The following is a 13,744-nucleotide window of genomic DNA, read 5'->3' on the forward strand; positions in this document are numbered from 1 at the left end:
GGCCGGTCGGCCCGCGCCATTGATCAGAACTTGAAGTAGATGAAGGGAATCTGCAGACCGAATTGCCCAAAGACCTGGATGGCGACCAGCACGATCGCCACGGGCACTCCCGCCATCACATAGGGCATGCGTTCGACGAACCAATGCTGCACGCGTCGGTTCCAGTCGATGAGACACCAGATCGCACAAGCGGCGAGCAGACCCCAGTAGTAATGCGTCGCGCCCGCAAGGCTCAACACGCGCGGCGATGCGACCTGCCGCAAGATCAGGGCGGTCGAGGCGAAATCGTTCGCTCTGAACGGAATCCACGCAAGACACACGAGCACGAAAGTCAGGACCACGCACAAGGCCGTCGTGACCGGCTTGAGCGCGGCCGGCGCCACGAGGCGCCGCCCGAGCGTACGGTCCCACAAGCGATGAATGCACAGCATGGCGCCGTGCGCAATGCCCCAGACCATGAAGTTCCAGCTGGCGCCATGCCACAGTCCACCGAGCGCCATCACGATCATCAAGTTCACATAAACCCGTGATGCCGATGTGCGATTTCCGCCCAGCGGAATGTAGAGATAATCGCGCAGCCAGGTCGACAACGAAATATGCCAGCGGCGCCAGAAGTCCGCGATGTTGATCGCGAGATACGGGCGCTCGAAATTCGATGGAAAGCGAAAGCCCAATAACCCTGCACAGCCGCGCGCAATATCCGTGTAGCCGGAGAAATCGAAGTAGATCTGCATCGCGAAGGCGATGATGCCGATTGCCGGTGCCACGGCGCCACTCGTCGGATCGTTGAAATAAGCATCGGCGACGATCGCGAAGTAATCGGCAAAGATGATCTTCTTGGCCAGGCCTTTGATGATCTGGCAGAGTCCCCATTTCACGTCGACCGCTGTCAACCCATGGTTGTTGCGCACTTGCGGGAAGAAGTTTTCCGGCCGGATGATCGGGCCCGCGACGAGGTGAGGAAAGAACGAGATGAACAAGGCGAAGTCGATGAAGCTCCGCACCGCGCGCACGTGCTTGCGATAGACGTCGCAACAATAGGCAATGCCTTCGAATGTAAAGAAGCTGATGCCGACGGGCAGAATGATGTCGAGCGCCCACGGGTGACCTGACAGGCCGAGCAGCGCGGTCAGCGAGTTCGCGAAGAAATCGAAATACTTGAAGAAGCCGAGGACGACGAGATTCAGCGCGACTGCGACGGTCACGAGCGCTTTCTTGCGGCGCTCGGGCGCGTCCTCGATCAGTATACCGAGATAGTAGTTGGCGACGGTCGATGCAAGCAGCAGCACGCAAAGACGCGGGTCCCAGAACGAATAGAAGATAAAGCTCGCGACGACAATAATGAGGCGCTTCGCCTCCGGCCGAAGAAACGCCAGAATGACAACGACGATCGCAAAGAATATCCAGTATTCGAAGGTATTGAACAGCATGTGCTATCGAGCCGCGGGGAGTTGTTGTGAGACGAGACGCGCGATCGCAGGGCTCATGATATGGCGCCCCTTGTCGTTGACGTGCAGCGAGTCGAAGAAATAGCCCGGCTCTTCCAGTTGTTCGAGGGGCTTGGGATCGAGCAGCGTGATGCGGCCCTGCTGCGCGAGCTGACGCAGAACTCCCTTGCCGGTATCCGCCGCGGACGCCGTGCCGTAGGCTTCATACGGCCCTCGGGGCGCCTGGAACACGAACACCGGCACGCCTGCATGCTGGTATTCATCGGCGATCGCACCGAACCATTTCTGGCGATAGAGGCCGAACTGGTCCGCCGAAATCAAGCGGCTCTGTCCCAGCAGACCCTTCACGTATTCGTTCATCGCGTTGACCTTGAGCGGCGGCAAACCGGCCGACTTGAAGTCGAAGCTTGCAAGGTCGCTCTTGCCGAGCGCCGGAACCGCGCCTTGTTGCCCGGGATATTGGAGCGACCATTGATAGAAGTGCGCGTGCCATTCCTTCGCCTGGTCGACGCGCTTGACCTTGTGTGCCAGGAAATCCTGAATGTCCAGCCGTGCGGTGTTGAGCGGAAGCATCATCGCCGTGAAAGCATGCACCCGCTCGTCGAAGCCATGGAAGGTCTCGGCGACGGCCACCGAGTCCTTGAAAGTCGTCAGCGGCTGAAGATAGGTCAGATCGTCGATGCGCTCTGCCGGATCGTACGGTTGATGGCTGTCATCGAAATGGGACGCCATGAGCACGATGCCCGCAAACTTCTGCTGCTTGGGATCGATCTTGCGCAGGAAGTAGTACCAGACGCGCGGCTCGGTGCCGGGCATTCCCGCCTGAATGAAATTGAGGTCGGGACGTTTGCTTTCCTCATTCGCGATGACCGCCGAGAAGCCCTCGCTGACACGCGAATCACCGATAACAATGATATTGCGCTTGCCGGGAACGATTTGATGCTCGACGAGGCCCTCGGTCTGAACCACCATGCCCATGACCGAATCGGGCTTGACCCAATGATAGTAATTGAGGGTTCGAAAAACGAGGATATTGATAAGGACCAGCAGGATTGCTGCGACAACGATCGGGATAGCAAGCCAGCCCAGAAAACGAAAGCCGGAAACTCCACCTGTCGCCGACGTTCCCTGCCGTGAGAAATCAACGGGAGTATCTACCATGAACCGTTGCCTGTAAGAATTACTTGATAACAAAGGCCGTTAGCGTAACACGCAAAGCTTTCTGCGCATTATTCGTGACGTATTTCCAGGGGAAGGTTGCATCGAACGACCTTCGGTCAGTCGCCCGAATGCCGGCGCGCCAAGCTTCGATTGGCTGTCGCCCGCACGCTGAGCCCCGCATTCTACAGAGTCGGCGCGCGGCACGACATTGCTGTCATCCCTATCGAATGGTGTGCGGAATCGCGGCAGCTTGCCTGGTTTGACCCATTTAATACGGTTGAAGCGGCGCCCTGGAAAAGTCGAAAGAGGAAGATGGAATTCGTGCCGGGTCAAACCCGTCACCATCCGATTTCCTGGAGTCCCCGGCGCGCAATCCATGAGCACATGCCGATCAAGACAGCGGAAGACGCGCCGCAACGGCTCAACGTGCAACAGCCGGCGCCTTGAGACGTCCGTACACATCCTCAAAACGAACGATGTCGTCCTCGCCCAGATATTCGCCGCATTGAACCTCGATCAAGATGAGATCGAGCACGCCGGGATTCGTCAGCCGATGCTTGCGGCCCGCCGGGATATAGGTCGACTCGTTCGGCTGCAACTGCACCTGCTGCTCGCCGCATACGACATCGGCGCATCCCTGCACCACGATCCAGTGTTCGCTTCGATGGTGATGCATCTGCAGCGACAGCGACGCGCCAGGCTTCACGACGATGCGCTTCATCTTGAACCGCTCGCCCTCTTCCAGCACCGTATAGGTTCCCCACGGACGATGCACCGTCCGGTGCAGCGCGCAGCTTTCGTGCTTCACCCTCGACAGTTGCGCGACGATCTCCTTCACCTCTTCCGTCCTGTTGCGATCCGCGACGAGCAGCGCGTCCGGCGTATCGACGATGATCAGATCGCGCAGGCCGATCGCACCGATCACGCGATCCTCGCCGCGAATGAAGCAATCCGCGACGTCGTGCAACGCGACCGTGCCTTCCACACGGTTGCCGTTCGAGTCCGGCTGGCTCAACTCGCTGATGGCCTTCCAGGAACCGATGTCGCTCCAGCCGATCGAGCACGCGACGACCGAGACGTTGTGCGATCGCTCCATCACCGCATAATCGATCGACGTGCTGTGCACGTCCCTGAACGCCACCGCGTCCAGCTCGACGCTGAAGCTGCCGTTCGATTCGCTCACGGACGCATCCTCCACGGCGCGCGACACCTGCGAGACGATGTCAGGTGCGTGAAGATCGAGTTCCGCGAGCATCGTCGCGGGCGCGAAGCAGAACATGCCGGCGTTCCACAGGTGCCGGCCGTCCGCGAGAAAGCGCTCGGCGACGTCCGCAACCGGCTTTTCGACGAATTGCTTCACCGGTGCGATGCTCAAGGAAGACTCCGCGCGCTCGTCGATCTCGATGTAGCCAAAACCCGTTTCGGCGCGCGTCGGCTGAATACCGAACACGACGATGCCGTTGTCCTTGGCCGTGCGTGCAGCCAGGTCGACGGCCTGAGAGAACGCCGCGACATCCTCGACCAGTTGGTCGGCCGGCATCACGAGCAGCACCGTGTCGTCACCGTAGCGCTCGCGCGCGATGCGCGTCGCCGCCGCGATCGCGGCCGCCGTGTTCCGTGCAACCGGCTCCAGCACGAATCCGAGCCGAACCCCGTCGACCTTCACTTCAGCGCAGTCGTCCTTGACCAGGAAATAGGTATCGCGATTCGTCACGATCATGACGTCCGCGACGTCCGGAAGCGAAGCGGCACGCAAGTAAGCCTTCTGCAGCAGGCTCTGGCCATCCGCCAGCCGCATGAACGGCTTCGGGAACGCCTGCCGCGACACCGGCCACAACCTCGTTCCTGAACCGCCGCAAATGATGATCGGTACCAGCCTGGGCGTTTTCGCGCCGGAAATATCGAGAGACTTCATGGATTACCTCTGACCTGCGCGGTGCCCGCCACCTTCCGGTGCAGCGGTCACCCTGTCAATGTGTCGTGCGGCATCTGCATGCCGCCTGCCGTACGGAAGAGTCCCGCTCATGCCGGCGAAGCTTCGTTGCGCGGCGCCACCGGTCGGCCCACGTCGATGTCCTGCTCCAGGCCGCGGCGCATCGCTTCACGCGAATAGTGCGCCGCCACGTAACGACGGCCTGCCGCCGACGCCCGCAGCCACGCGTCGTCATCGGTCAGATAGGTGTAGAGCGCATCGACGATGTCGTGCTCGTCTTCCTTCACGGCGACGATCTCATCCAGCCCCGGCAAACCCTGTGCGCCGACGGGCGTGGTCACGAGCGGCGTGCCGAAGTGCAGCGCCTCGACCACCTTGTTCTTCACGCCGGCGCCGAAACGCAGCGGAACGACAACGACGCGCGCCGACTCGTAAAGCGCTTCGAGCCGGGCGTCGGTCACGTAACCCGTCACGGTGACGTCGGGACCGGCGAGCGCCTTCACTTCATCGGTGGGATTCGACCCGACCAGACTGACATGCACGTCGGGCATCCGGCGCTTGAGCAACGGCAGGATGTCCATGACGAGCCAATTGGCGGCGTCGACGTTCGGCGGATGGCCGAAGCCCGCCACGAACAGCACCTGGCTGCGCCCGGTCAGGCTCGCCGGCGCGCCCGGTTCGCCACGCGGCTCGAAGAAATAGCCGGGCAAGGATCGGGAGACGACTTCCGGTGCGAGCCGCCTGACCGTGTCGGCTTCGGTCGCCGAGAGATAGTAGACCGCGTCCACGGAACGCCAGATCTTCATCTCCTGGGCCAGCTCTTCTTCCGAGCGGCGCTTGAGCGCCACGTCGCCGGTCACGTTGAATTCGCGCATCGAGCGTTCGAAGTGCAGATCATGGCCGTAATAGAGCAGCTTCGCGTTCGGTGCGTACTGGCGCAGCGGCGCAATGACCGGCTCGCTCACGTGCGGACGATTCAGCAACGCATAGTCGAACGACGCCCCGTTCTGCTTGATCCACTCGTCGAAGCCTTGGCGCGCCAGTTCGTTGCCGTAATAAACCTCCACGCCGAGCGCCTGGAGCGGCTTGACGTAAGCGGCGTCGTACCAGAGGTTCTGCGGCCAGAAATGCACGCTCAGACCCATGTCGATCAAGGTCCGGATGACGCAGAAGATCGACCGCGACCCCGCGTCGCGATCCGGCTGCGGCACGTAATGATCGACGATCAGGATCGACTTTTTCTTGCCGCTCCGGTCACGCGCCTCGCGAACATGGGTGCCGTTCTCGAAGTGTTCGGCGTCCAGAATCCGCGCATAGCGTTCGCGAATCTTCGCCTGATTCGTTACCTGATAGGCCTTGATGCCCGTGCCCGTGTCCGTGCCGTGCGAGATCCCTTCGTAGTGGATGATCATCGATTCCGGCTGGTAGTACATCTTCTTGCCGGATTCGCGGACCTTGAAGGCGAGATCGACGTCTTCGCAATAGGCCGGCACGAAATGCTCGTCGAAGCCGCCCAGTTGCTCGAAGAGCGCGCGTGGCAGCAGCAGCGACGCGCCGGAACAGTAGTCGACTTCCTTCAGATAGTTGTAGTCCGGCTTCGACGGATCATCGAGACGCCCGAAGTTCCAGCCTGAGGCGTCCTTCCACAGAATCCCGCCCGCTTCCTGCAAGCGGCCGTCCGGATAGACGAGCTTCGAGCCGACCATGCCGCAGTCGGGGCGCGTGTCGAATACGGCGAGCAGCGTGTCGAGCCAGCCCGGCGTCACTTCCGTGTCGTTGTTCAGGAAATAGACGTACTCGCCCTTGGCGAAGCTGGCCGCGCGATTGCACGAACGCACGAAGCCCAGATTCTGCGGATTTTCGATGAAGCGCAGCCCGGGCAACCCGCGCATGCGCAGGATTTCCTGATCGCCCGAGGCATCTTCCGCGACGATCACCTCGATCGACGCGTTCGGCATGTTTTCAGTGATCGAACGCACGCAGCCCAGCGTATGAGCGAGGTTGCCGTAGGTCGGGATGATCACCGAGACCTTCGGTTCGGACACGTCGGGCAAGCGCAGCGTGGAGAGCAAGGCCTCGAACTTGTCCGGCTCGATGGGCCCCTGCCCCAGCGTGTTTTCCAGCGGCTCACCCTGGCGCTTCCATGCTTCGTAGAACACGACCCCTTCGAAGAGCGGGCCCGCCACCTTGAACGCCAGATGCGCAAGCTGAGTCTTGTGCCGATGACTCAGCGGCAGGGATTGATAGGCCTTGCGGCCCCACTTGCGTGCGAACGGACGCAAGGGCTTCAGAAGCGGTCCGAACTCGCCGCGCGCGGCTCGCTTGACGACACGAATCGGCCGAGTGATTTTCCACGAGGTCGATGAGTACATCTCGGTCAGTTTGGCTTGCAGTTCACCGGCCTGCGAGCGCAGCGTGTCGCGTTCTTCCGTCACGCGAGCATGCAGACGCTCCATGCGGTCGAACTCCTTGGCCGCCATATCGGCGAACTCCGCCTTGATACGGACGTTATCGGCTTGCGCCTCCAGCAGATCTGCGATCCTCGCATCGAGACGCTGTTTGATCTGCGCGCGCTCGCTGGACATGTGCTCCTCGCGCGCATGCGCCACGTGGAGATCACTGTCGAGCGCGAGTGCCCAGTTCGTCCGGTCTTCGAACTCCTTCTGCAGACGACGGATCTCGTTGTCGCGCGCGGCGATTTCCTCGCTCTGGCGATTCGCCCAATCGATGATTTCGTAGCGCCGCGCGTACAGGTCGCTGCCTTCCTCGAAGAACACCGAGGCCGAGACGACAGGCGCGTCTTTCGCGGGATCCGTGCTGCATACCGCGAGGAAGTACATGATGGAGTCGAGTTCCGCCGTGCGTGCGTCGACGGCGTCCCCGTGCAGCGTATGCGCGCTGTAGAACGTGCCCGGCTCGCGTTGCGGAACGATCACCGAACTCGTCGCGAGGCGCTGTCCGTGATACTTGACGCGAGGAAAGTGCCGCTTGAGCAGCGCGTCGAGTTCCTCGAAGTACAACTCCTTGACGTGGTATTCGTTCTGGTAGTCGCGATCGTCCGAGTACACCTTCTTGTTCGGCGACGACAGAATCAGAAAGCCACCGGGCTTCAGGACGCGGCGGATCTCCGAGATCATCTCTTCCTGCTCATGCAGATGCTCGATCGTTTCGAAGGAAACCACTGCGTCGAACTTCGCGTCGGGAAGCGGCAACTGGCTCGCGCTGCCGGTCATGAACGACAGACTGGCGACGTCCTTGTAGACGGACTGTGCATGCGCAACCGCATCCGGCGCAATATCGACGCCCGTCACCGAACGCGCGCAACGCGACAGAATCGACGAACCGTAGCCCTCGCCGCAGGCCACGTCGAGCACGTCCAGGCCCGCGATGGCCTGGCTGGCCCATGCATAACGGTGCCAGTGTTCATAACGGATATCGCCTTCCTCGGTCGGCAGATATCGTTCGCCGGTAAATTCCATCATGCGACGGACCTCTCCTTTTCAACTTTGATTCGCAGCATCGGAATGCCTACCAGGCCATGACGCATCGTGCTGTCGACGGCGCGAAACTGCAGGGCGTCATGGATCCAGTGTTGCTGCGTGTGTTCCTCCTGCGTCCCGGACGCGACAGCGGCGTCCACGGAATAGGCGCCCGCGGGCAGGATCGGCATGCGGAACTGGAATTGCGCGCGAAACTCGTCGTCGACGGCGCCTTCGATCGCGTCTTCATACGTGAGATGCGTATTGTCGCCGAACAGCCGCTGACCCAGACGGTCCTTCAGGTAGAAGCCGAAGATGAGGTTCGTCAGCGGAACGCGAAGACCCACCCGGATCTCGAGCGTGACGAGCTCGCCGCCATGAAGGAGTTGCATCGCATGACCATCCTCGTCGGTCAGCGACACCTCGAGGATCGTCGCACCGCCCGCACCGAACGCATTGTGGTTCGCGTCGGCATCGAACTCGAAGACCTGAATCGAGTTCGCGCTCTTGAGCAGATCGATCCGCGGATCCACGACATCGAGCGCCTTCATCTGCGCGCGCGCACGTTCCTTCCTTGCTGTCGTGACCGCCACGCCCTGCGCCTTGCGATCCAGCACGTGCTGCTCGGCGAGGTAGGCCTCGACGACTTCCTTCGCCGGACCATCGTCCCGGACCGAGCCGTGATCGAGCCATACGGCGCGAGAACACAGGCTCGTGACGGCGCTCACGTCGTGGCTCACGAACAGCAGGGTGCCGTTCTTCTGGAACTCTCGGAGAAAACGCATGCACTTCTGCGTGAAGCGGACATCGCCGACGGACAATGCTTCATCGACCACGAGCACGTCTGCATCGACGTGCGCCGCGATGGCAAACGCAAGCCGCACATACATGCCGCTCGAATACGTCTTGACGGGCTGCCCGACGAACTCGCCGATCTCGGCGAAGGCGATGATCGAGTCATAGCGTTCCTTCAGTTGCTGCTCCGACAGGCCGTACAGCATGCCACTGAGGAAGACGTTCTCTTCGCCGGTGAACTCGGGGTTGAAGCCCGCGCCCAATTCGAGCAGCGCCGCGATGCGGCCGTTGCGCCTGACTTCGCCTTCGGAGGGAAACAGCGTCCCGCAGACCAATTGCAGGAAGGTTGACTTGCCTGAACCGTTCTGCCCGATGATCGCCACGGTTTCGCCGCGCGACACCGTCAGGTCGATGTTTCTCAGCGCCCAGAATTCACGGAAATACTCTTTCGGCTGGCGGCCGAACAAGCGCGCCAGCCGCGGCATCACCATTTGCTTCAGGCGATCTTGCGGCGCGTTATAGATTTCATAGCGCTTGCTGAGCCCTCTGACCTCCACGGCCGGCTGCGCCTGAGGGGACGCCGACACGTCGATGGGAGGCGCAATGACGCGATCAGAGGACATCGGCGAACCCCTTGCGTGTTTTCTGGAACCACATCAGGCCGAGCGTGGCAATGACGTAGGCGACGGCACAATAGATCAGCCAGCCCTTCCAGTCGACCTGACCGCCCCAGATGGCCACGGTGCGAAACTCGTCGATGACGAAGGTGAGCGGATTGAGCATGATGACGGGCCGCAATGGCGCCGGCACGGACGTCATCGGATAGAAAACGGGCGCGAGAAACATGAGCAGCGACGACACGATGCCCATCACTTGCCCGAGGTCGCGCATGAAGACGCCGAACGATGCCAGAAACCACACGAGACCCGCGATCAGCACGAGGTAAGGCAGCAGGATCAGCGGCACGAAAACGATGGTCCAGGGCACGTGGCCCTGCCACAGAAAGATGGCGACGAGCAGGATGACGCCTGCAACCAGCATGTGGAACAGCGCCGTGCCGACGGCGATCCAGGGCAGCGTTTCCAGCGGGAAAACCACCTTCTTCACGTAGTTGGGGTTGCCGACCACCAGCAGCGGCGCGCGCGTGAGGCACTCGGAGATCAGGTTGTGCGCGAGCACGCCGACGAACATGACGACGGCAAACTCGACGGGATCGGTGGAATTCGCCCGCCATTTCGACTTGAACACATAGCCGAATACGAACGTGTAGATGCCCAGCATGAGCAACGGGGTGATGAACGACCAGAAGAGCCCGAGAAAAGACCCCTTGTACCGGCCTGCCACTTCACGCTTGACGAATTGAACGATCAAGCTCCAGTTCTCGGTCAGCGAATACAGGACCGCGAGCGGATGCCGCAGTCGGTTCGAAGTTGCCATAGGTGTTCCAGTATTCAATTCAGGCTGCTCCCGCCAACCAGCAGATCGTCCATGACGAGAGCAAGCGCTTCGCGCCAGTCCATGCGATGCAAACGGAAGCGCTCGTCGAAGCGCGAGTTGTCCAGCACCGAGAAAGCGGGACGCGCCGCCGGCGTCGGAAATTCACGCGACGTGATCGGCTCGACGCTCGTTGTCTTGATCGGCAGACGGCCCGCTTCGCGCGCCGCGGAAATGATCGCGCTCGCGAAGCCGTGCCAGTCGGTCCGGCCGCTGGCCGTCATGTGAAAGAGCCCTGCTGTGAACACGCCGTCGGACCGCTCACGCTGCGCCCGGGAGATGACCTGGGCGGTAAGATCGGCGATCATGCGCGCGGACGTCGGCACGCCAATCTGATCCGCGACGACACGCAGCGTCTCCCGCTCGCATCCGAGTCGCAGCATGGTGCGCAAGAAGTTGCGGCCGCGCGTACCGTAGACCCACGTGGTGCGCAGTGTGAGCCAGTCGCCGCCAGCCGCTTCGATGGCCTGCTCGCCGGCCAGCTTCGTGCGGCCATAGGCGTTGAGCGGCGCGACCGAGTCATGTTCGCGATAGGGCTCGGTCGAGCTTCCGTCGAAGACGTAATCCGTGGAGTAATGCACGAGCAAGGCCTTCAGCTTGCGCGCCGCGCCGGCGAGTTCGCCAGCTGCATCGGCGTTGATCCGCCGGGCAAGCGCCTCTTCCTTCTCGGCATTGTCGACCGCGGTGTAAGCCGCTGCATTCACGATGACATCGGGCTGAACCGATGCCACCAGGGGCGCAATGGTCTCGGGCCGGGACAGGTCCGCACCTGTACGGTCGAATGCCACGACATCACCCAGAGGCGCCAGCGCGCGGTGCAGTTCCCATCCCACCTGCCCGTTGCGTCCAGTCAACAGAATTCTCACTCGAACACCTCGCAGTCCACCAGCAGACGGCCCGCGGCATCTTTTGCCGCGACCTGAGGCACACCGTCGATCGGCCAGTCGATACCGAGCGCGGGATCATTCCACAGCAGGCTGCGCTCGTGCTCGGGGAACCAATAATCCGTGGTCTTGTAGAGAAACTCGGCGCTCTCGGACGTCACGTAGAAACCATGTGCGAAGCCGGGCGGCACCCAGAGTTGCCGCTTGTTGTCGGCGGACAGACGCACGCCCACCCACTTGCCGAAGTTCGGCGAGCGCTTGCGGATGTCCACGGCGACATCGAACACCTCGCCTTCGACCACGCGCACGAGCTTGCCCTGCGCATGCTGGATCTGATAGTGCAGCCCGCGCAGCACGCCCTTGGCCGAGCGCGAGTGATTGTCCTGCACGAAGTCGACGCCCGCCTCGACGTGCTCCGCAAACTCGCGCGCGTTGAAGCTCTCATAGAAGAAGCCACGTGCGTCACCGAAGACTTTCGGCTCGATGATCTTGACTTCCGGCAGTGCGGTAGCGGTTACCTGGATGGCCATGCGACTTGGTCCTCAGGAAGGTTGAGCAGGTATTGACCGTAGGCGTTCTTCGACAGCGGTTTCGCGAGCGCGAGCAGTTGCTCGTCGTCGATCCAGCGCTTGCGATACGCGATTTCCTCGGGACACGCCACCACGAGGCCCTGACGTTTCTGCAAGGTAGCGATGAAGGTTGCCGCTTCGATCAGCGAATCATGGGTGCCCGTGTCGAGCCACGCATAGCCGCGCCCCAGGATCTCGACATCGAGCGCCTTCTGCGAGAGATAGCGCGAGTTGACATCGGTGATTTCGAGCTCGCCCCGTGCCGACGGTTTGATGTCCGCAGCGATGTCGCAGACCTGCTTGTCGTAGAAGTACAGCCCCGTGACCGCGTAGTTCGAACGCGGTTTCGCGGGCTTCTCTTCAATCGACAGCGCGCGGAATTGCCGGTCGAATTCGACCACGCCATAGCGCTCCGGATCATGCACGTGATATGCGAACACCGTCGCGCCTTCGGTACGGGTGTCGGCGCCTTCGAGTTGCTTGGCGAGATCGTGCCCGTAGAAGATGTTGTCGCCGAGAATGAGCGCCGAAGGATCGTTGCCCACGAACTCGCGCCCGATGATGAAGGCCTGCGCGAGCCCGTCCGGCGACGGCTGCACCGCGTACTGGATGTTCATGCCCCACTGGCTGCCGTCGCCGAGCATCGACTCGAAGCGTGGCGTGTCCTGCGGCGTCGAGATGACGAGGACGTCCCGGATGCCCGCGATCATCAGCGTGGACAGCGGGTAGTAGATCATCGGCTTATCGTAGACAGGCAGCAGCTGCTTCGACACCGCATGCGTGATCGGATAAAGCCGCGTGCCGGAACCGCCGGCGAGAATGATGCCCTTGCGCGCCATGATCAGCCCCTTACGCGCGCTGCGCGTAGTTTGTCTCGACCCATTTCCGGTACTCGCCCGACGCCACTTCGTCCGACCACGCCTGATTGTCCAGATACCACTGGACCGTCTTCGCCAGACCCGTCTCGAAGGTTTCCGCAGGCGCCCAGCCGAGTTCGCGCTTGAGCTTGGACGCGTCGATTGCGTAGCGGCGGTCGTGGCCAGGGCGGTCCTTCACATAGGTGATCTGGTCGCGATAGGAGCCGCTCGACTTCGGCTTTTGCTGGTCGAGCAGGTCGCACAGCGTATGCACGACGTCGATGTTCTTCTTTTCGTTCCAGCCACCGACGTTATAGGTTTCGCCCGGCACGCCGCGCGCCAGCACTTCCCGGATCGCGGAGCAATGATCGCCAACGTACAACCAGTCCCGCACGTTCTGGCCATCGCCATAGACCGGAAGCGGCTTGCCGCCGAGCGCATTGGCGATCGTCAGCGGAATCAGCTTCTCGGGAAACTGGTAGGGACCGTAGTTGTTCGAGCAATTGGTCGTCAGAACAGGCAGGCCGTAGGTGTGGTGATACGCGCGCACCAGGTGATCGGAACCGGCTTTGGTCGCGGAGTACGGGCTGTTCGGCGCGTACGGCGTGGTCTCGGAGAATTGCGGATCGGTGGCGGAAAGCGAGCCGTACACCTCGTCGGTCGACACGTGCAGGAAGCGAAACGCCTGCTTCTCGTCTTCCGGCAGCGTGCTCCAGTAACTCCGCGCGGCTTCAAGCAGCGTGAAGGTGCCGACGACGTTCGTCTGCACGAAATCAGCCGGGCCGTGGATCGAGCGATCGACATGGCTCTCGGCGGCGAAATGCAATATCGCGCGTGGCTTGTACTTCGTCAGCAGCGCGTCCATCGCGGCGCGGTCGCAGATATCCGCGCGCTCGAAGAGATGGCGAGCATCGTCCTTGAGCGACTTGAGCGTTCCCAAATTGCCTGCGTACGTCAGCTTGTCGACGTTAAGAACGGGTTCATCCGAACCTTTGAGCCAATCCAGAACAAAATTCGCGCCGATAAAACCGGCGCCGCCCGTCACGAAAATCATACCTGGCCCCTTCAGTGCTTCCGATCTGCAATTTGCTCAAGAGCGATGCCTGGCAAGCAGTGTCAGCTCG

10 protein-coding genes are annotated in these 13,744 nt (G+C 61.6%); all 10 read right to left on the bottom strand.

All coding sequences use genetic code 11. The features are described from left to right. Positions 1-23: 23 nt before the first annotated feature. Positions 24-1,430 carry an MBOAT family protein gene (locus QCE88_RS13450; RefSeq protein WP_309902595.1) on the bottom strand — a complete coding sequence of 469 codons (1,407 nt, stop codon included), beginning with the start codon at positions 1,428-1,430 and terminating at the stop codon, positions 24-26. A gap of 3 nt (positions 1,431-1,433) precedes the next feature. Continuing rightward, complete coding sequence (locus QCE88_RS13455) at positions 1,434-2,609, bottom strand: hypothetical protein (protein WP_309902597.1); 1,176 nt, start codon at positions 2,607-2,609, stop codon at positions 1,434-1,436. 421 nt (positions 2,610-3,030) lie between these two features. Next, positions 3,031-4,524, bottom strand: a complete 1,494-nt coding sequence (locus QCE88_RS13460; protein ID WP_309902599.1) for a mannose-1-phosphate guanylyltransferase/mannose-6-phosphate isomerase — start codon at positions 4,522-4,524, stop codon at positions 3,031-3,033. 107 nt (positions 4,525-4,631) lie between these two features. Continuing rightward, complete coding sequence (locus QCE88_RS13465; protein WP_309902601.1) at positions 4,632-8,024, bottom strand: methyltransferase domain-containing protein; 3,393 nt, start codon at positions 8,022-8,024, stop codon at positions 4,632-4,634. Then, a complete protein-coding gene (locus QCE88_RS13470; RefSeq protein ID WP_309902603.1) occupies positions 8,021-9,439 on the bottom strand; it encodes an ABC transporter ATP-binding protein in 1,419 nt (472 codons plus the stop codon). Before QCE88_RS13470 ends, QCE88_RS13465 begins: the two co-directional genes overlap by 4 nt. Further along, positions 9,429-10,253, bottom strand: coding sequence for an ABC transporter permease (locus QCE88_RS13475; protein ID WP_309902606.1), 825 nt, complete (start codon positions 10,251-10,253; stop codon positions 9,429-9,431). Before QCE88_RS13475 ends, QCE88_RS13470 begins: the two co-directional genes overlap by 11 nt. Positions 10,254-10,267: 14 nt before the next feature. Further along, a complete protein-coding gene (gene rfbD, locus QCE88_RS13480; protein WP_309902608.1) occupies positions 10,268-11,176 on the bottom strand; it encodes a dTDP-4-dehydrorhamnose reductase in 909 nt (302 codons plus the stop codon). Continuing rightward, positions 11,173-11,724 (bottom strand): dTDP-4-dehydrorhamnose 3,5-epimerase, encoded by a 552-nt coding sequence (gene rfbC, locus QCE88_RS13485; RefSeq protein ID WP_309902610.1) that lies wholly within the window; start codon positions 11,722-11,724, stop codon positions 11,173-11,175. The genes rfbD and rfbC overlap by 4 nt, the downstream gene beginning before the upstream one ends. Next, complete coding sequence (gene rfbA, locus QCE88_RS13490; RefSeq protein WP_309902613.1) at positions 11,709-12,602, bottom strand: glucose-1-phosphate thymidylyltransferase RfbA; 894 nt, start codon at positions 12,600-12,602, stop codon at positions 11,709-11,711. Before rfbA ends, rfbC begins: the two co-directional genes overlap by 16 nt. A 10-nt stretch (positions 12,603-12,612) precedes the next feature. After that, complete coding sequence (gene rfbB / locus QCE88_RS13495) at positions 12,613-13,674, bottom strand: dTDP-glucose 4,6-dehydratase (RefSeq protein WP_309902615.1); 1,062 nt, start codon at positions 13,672-13,674, stop codon at positions 12,613-12,615. Positions 13,675-13,744: the final 70 nt, after the last annotated feature.

This window comes from Caballeronia sp. LZ035, assembly GCF_031451175.1.
GTDB lineage: Bacteria > Pseudomonadota > Gammaproteobacteria > Burkholderiales > Burkholderiaceae > Caballeronia.

Excerpts from the sequence above, each read along its gene's own strand:
- QCE88_RS13450 (WP_309902595.1), bottom strand. The coding sequence starts at position 1,430 with ATGCTGTTCAATACCTTCGAATACTGGATATTCTTTGCGATCGTCGTT.
- QCE88_RS13455 (WP_309902597.1), bottom strand. The coding sequence starts at position 2,609 with ATGGTAGATACTCCCGTTGATTTCTCACGGCAGGGAACGTCGGCGACA.
- QCE88_RS13460 (WP_309902599.1), bottom strand. The coding sequence starts at position 4,524 with ATGAAGTCTCTCGATATTTCCGGCGCGAAAACGCCCAGGCTGGTACCG.
- QCE88_RS13465 (WP_309902601.1), bottom strand. The coding sequence starts at position 8,024 with ATGATGGAATTTACCGGCGAACGATATCTGCCGACCGAGGAAGGCGAT.
- QCE88_RS13470 (WP_309902603.1), bottom strand. The coding sequence starts at position 9,439 with ATGTCCTCTGATCGCGTCATTGCGCCTCCCATCGACGTGTCGGCGTCC.
- QCE88_RS13475 (WP_309902606.1), bottom strand. The coding sequence starts at position 10,253 with ATGGCAACTTCGAACCGACTGCGGCATCCGCTCGCGGTCCTGTATTCG.
- rfbC (WP_309902610.1), bottom strand. The coding sequence starts at position 11,724 with ATGGCCATCCAGGTAACCGCTACCGCACTGCCGGAAGTCAAGATCATC.
- rfbA (WP_309902613.1), bottom strand. The coding sequence starts at position 12,602 with ATGGCGCGCAAGGGCATCATTCTCGCCGGCGGTTCCGGCACGCGGCTT.
- rfbB (WP_309902615.1), bottom strand. The coding sequence starts at position 13,674 with ATGATTTTCGTGACGGGCGGCGCCGGTTTTATCGGCGCGAATTTTGTT.